Origin of the sequence: Clostridium sp. CS001 (genome assembly GCF_020443565.1) — a bacterium.
In the GTDB taxonomy this organism is placed as follows: Bacteria; Bacillota; Clostridia; order Clostridiales; family Clostridiaceae; genus Clostridium_AD.
Map to the genome: position 1 here is coordinate 1 of NZ_JAIZZN010000057.1, position 4169 is coordinate 4169.

The following is a 4169-nucleotide window of genomic DNA, read 5'->3' on the forward strand; positions in this document are numbered from 1 at the left end:
TGTTATAGGACATCTCAGTTTGCAGCATTCAGGACAAGAAAAGTTGCAGCAAGAATATTAAAAAAAATCGTAGATAGCTTTTATATAAGTTCTAAACTGCCTACGGCTTTTATAATAAATAGCGCTTATTTAAAGTGTATCTTATCTGCGATAGAATATAAAGCAGATGCAACAGTAATTCCATCAATTTTACCCAGAACATCCGAAAGTTTTTCAGTACTATAAAACTTATCATCTAAAGTTGCTAAGTGGCAACCAGCACCGAAATCTGGCATACATGCAAAATTGCCCAAGGAAGTTTTTCCAAGCAACACCATTATACCAGAGCGACTATCAATTGTTATTTCGTAATGGCTACCATAATTAATAATAGAAGTTATTCTACCCGTCCAAGTTTCTTTTCCTTTTTTAGTTTGATTTACACATTGAAATACCATAAAAAAATCACTCTCCTTTATCAAAAATTAAAATGGAACTTCATAATCTTCTGCCGTAGGTGGTTTTTGGCTAAGTTTAGTGTAAAGAAAAAGTATTTCCATTCTTAGCTGCCTATTATCAAACTCCAAATCTACAATAAATCTATTAAGTTTATTTATTTTATTCTTGTATTCGTTGCTATTATATTTTTTATTTTCCATAAGATAACTTCTCCTCCGCCACTTTAAAAATTTCCTCAGTAAGTATAGATGTTTTAAGTTTATATGCTTCAATCATAGCTGTATAACATAATTGATTTATTTTTCTTGGAATTCCAGAAGTCATACTATGTATAAATGGAAAGCACTTTTCATCAATTATTTGGCTTTTACATATTGCTATATCAAGCTGATAATTAATGTATTCTTTAGTTTGTGCAATGCTTAACCCTGAGCAGTCTAAAAATAACGATATCCTCTGCTTTAAAGGAAGATTAACGGAAAGATTAAGTTGATTGATGATAGATGGAAGTCCGGCAAGAATTAATGAGAAATTTCCACCTTCATCATAAAAACTTCGTATCTCATCAAACATTGGAATAGAAAGCGTATGCGCTTCATCCACGATAACACAATTAAATTTTCCTTGTGAATTCTCTTCATTAAAGTAAGTTATAATCTGATTTTTTATGTCATCAGCATTGAATGCAGGTTTTAACCCGAGCTTAATCGCTAATGTTTTGTAAAGTGATTTTTTATTAGGATTAGATAATTCAGCACCAACAACTCTGAATTCAGAAGGATCAAGCTCATTCATGGAATAAAAAATCAACGAACTTTTTCCTGTGCCGGAGGCACCTGTAACTGCAGCTATTTGCCTTGAATAAAACACTGTGGAAATAAAATCTAAATTAATATTAAACTCATCATACTTAAAACTCTGTTTTGTCCTATCTAAGAAAGGTATTTTAGTTAGTGAAAATTTTTCTAGCACTGCCGTTTGAACTTTTGTATTCATATTCTTCAACCTCCGGTTAAATTTTGTTTTTGCTTAATTTTAATAAATACATACTTTTAAGCTGAGTTAGATAGTATAGAAAATTCCTCTTGAAATCTGGAGTGGTTTCTTTAATATCTGTGAGTATAGATGTTAAAATCTCACGATTAAAGTCTTTAAACGTTTCCCACAGCTCGTAGAGCTTTCCCTTTTCAGCAAAAGTAACACTATCAATCTCTAAAAGTTCTGAAACCAACTCTACAAATTCATTTTTGGTTATAACATAATCTTTATCTTTTAGTGTCTTTGATATATTCTCATTTACAACCGGTTTAACTTGATTTTCTACAGTTCGGGCCACTACATTTTTGGATAAACTTATAGATATCTGTTCTTGTAGGTATTCTTGATAATTGCTTTTTATACTAAGTAGGTACTGCTTTGATACCTCTGAATCTGCGCAATGATCTTCTTCTATAGTGCCCACAGATTTATGCTTCTGTCTTTTAAGGTTTATGATCTTTGCAATTCCAAAATATTTACAATTGTAGTAAACATGAATATAATTTAAATGGAAAGGACTATATCTTAAACCGATTTTCTTCCCTACAAGTTGCCCATCAATCTCATAGGTATTCCCTTCAAAGGAAATACAACCATATTTATCAACTGTTCTCTCTTCATAATGAAGAAATATTTCATCAAGCTGAACTGGTGAGAAAAAATTTAATTTTACTCCTTGGTCTAAAGAATTCATCCAACATTCAACAGGTGTTTTACTTAATGATGAATGAACTTTATCGTGATATTCTGTTTTAAGCCATCCTTGAAACATGTCATTTAGCTCCATAATATTTAGTACTTTATTTTGCTTGACTTCAGATACAAAAGAACTTTGGACATATTTCCAAAAGACTTCAATTTTGCCCTTTCCTTGGGGATGGTAAGGAGTCGCGTATGTTAGTTTTATTCCAAGTTTTGCACAAATCAGCTTGAAATTTTCAGAAATATAGACTTTCCCATTATCTACATAAAGAGTAGTAGGTGCTCCAAACTTTGTTACAGCTTTTTTTAATGAATCCTCAAGTCTTGTTAGTGTAGCATCAAAATAAAATTGGCAGTGTAGAATCCTCCTCGAATGGTCATCTATAAAACCAATAAGATATACTAATTTACTGGAACCACTGGAATCAGAAATATAAAAACCTTCCATAATATCGGATTGCCACATTATATTTATTGCTTTTTTTTCATGCTTAACGTAAACTCTAGTGTCTTTAGATAGATTCTTCCGTGTGTATCCATAAAAATACAGAATTCTATTCACCGTTCGAACGTTTAAGGATCCTTTATCCATTTTCTTTACAATTTCAAGCATAGCTATGATTTTTTGAGCTGATCTGCAAGGGAGTTCTTCTTTTAGATTTAAGATATCTTTTAACAACTCATCTGATATAGACGGATGCTTCCCCTTGTTTGATTTTATTTTTGGTTTCAAACCTTCAAAACCATATTTTTTATAATTCCCATAGTATGTAAATATAGTTCTTTCTCCAAAAGTAATGGTTCTTTTATTTACAGGGTCATTAAAAACGGTTTGTGATAGCTCATGAGCTGTTTTTCTTACAGTACCAGACTCCGCATTAAGAAGTGGTAAAATAACTGTGTACCTAAAAAATGCTATAGCATCATCAATATTGATCTTTCCTTCAAACATAAATCTACCTCATTTCTTTTGCTAGATCAATTCTACAAAAGATAACGAAAATATAAAAATAAAGTTTTCTTGCTATCTTAACTTAAAAATAGAAGATCTGATAAAATGATATTTATTCAAAGAAACCCTCAGATAACTCTATTACAGAAAAGCTTAATTCTTTAATTTCGAGGTAGAATAAAGAAGAAAAATAGATGAATTGGTATTATTATGAGAACCTGTCCTAAGAATGGAAATATATATATCGTTATAAATTATCTTAAAAATTTGAAAAATTCATTGAGGTAAGAAAGGCTACCGCCTTTTAAGATAGACGCTTCAGAGCATATTTTTGCGGTTAGCAGCAGCATAAAAGTTTCTTTGAACACTAAATTGATTATTATATAGTCATTAAACTTAATGCCCTTTAATGTGGTATTGAATGTTTCTGTATACTTTGCATTAAGCAATGCTGCGAATTTTTTATGCTCTACTGTTTTATTTACTCTTTGACATGATCTTATTAAAATATCTTCACACTCTAATAAGTTTCCAGAATCCTCTATGTAATTAAAAACATTTTCACCCCTTCCTACATTTGTACTGATAAACTCAATTAAGTCTGTAGAAATTTTATTATACTTTACAACAAATGATGGAAACACACTTATGTATATCTTTTCGCCGGAGGCTATTTCCCATAATAATGTTTGTATCTTTATTCTTGTATAGGCTAAATTATTTCCTACGGTGTAATATACTCCTCGTTTAAACGTACCATTTTTCTTGAGTCTATCTGATTCTGGTATACTTAATTCCTTTCGGATTGAATTTTTAGAAAAACCTTTAAAATACTTTTTTTCATAATCTTCACAAAAATTATTGAAATCAATATTTAATTGTATTATGATGTTATTAGGGTTTTTTGTCGTAGTTAAATCCTAAACAAAAGACACAAATTGTATTCAATACATTTTGTGTCTTTTTTATACATACCTACAGTTGCTGATATTCATGTCTAAAAGTGAGGATTTACTGCGAATTAAAGTGTCCTCTAACA

Annotated in this window: 5 protein-coding genes; all 5 read right to left on the bottom strand. The window is 30.4% G+C overall.

Going from position 1 to position 4169, the window contains the following annotated elements; all coding sequences use genetic code 11:
• Positions 1–125: 125 nt before the first annotated feature.
• Entirely contained in the window at positions 126–437 is a 312-nt protein-coding gene (locus LGK97_RS19420; RefSeq protein WP_226261946.1) for a hypothetical protein, read from the bottom strand.
• A 27-nt stretch (positions 438–464) separates the two neighbouring features.
• Positions 465–638: a hypothetical protein gene (locus LGK97_RS19425; protein WP_226261948.1), complete on the bottom strand. Its 174-nt coding sequence runs from the start codon at positions 636–638 to the stop codon at positions 465–467.
• The gene (locus LGK97_RS19430) at positions 628–1434 is read right to left on the bottom strand and encodes an ExeA family protein (RefSeq protein WP_226261949.1); all 807 of its coding nucleotides are present in this window, start codon (positions 1432–1434) and stop codon (positions 628–630) included. The genes LGK97_RS19425 and LGK97_RS19430 overlap by 11 nt, the downstream gene beginning before the upstream one ends.
• Positions 1435–1450: 16 nt before the next feature.
• Positions 1451–3130 carry a DDE-type integrase/transposase/recombinase gene (locus LGK97_RS19435; RefSeq protein ID WP_226261950.1) on the bottom strand — a complete coding sequence of 560 codons (1680 nt, stop codon included), beginning with the start codon at positions 3128–3130 and terminating at the stop codon, positions 1451–1453.
• Positions 3131–3384: 254 nt separating this feature from the next.
• Positions 3385–3774 carry a hypothetical protein gene (locus LGK97_RS19440; RefSeq protein ID WP_226261951.1) on the bottom strand — a complete coding sequence of 130 codons (390 nt, stop codon included), beginning with the start codon at positions 3772–3774 and terminating at the stop codon, positions 3385–3387.
• Between the last annotated feature and the right edge of the window lie 395 nt (positions 3775–4169).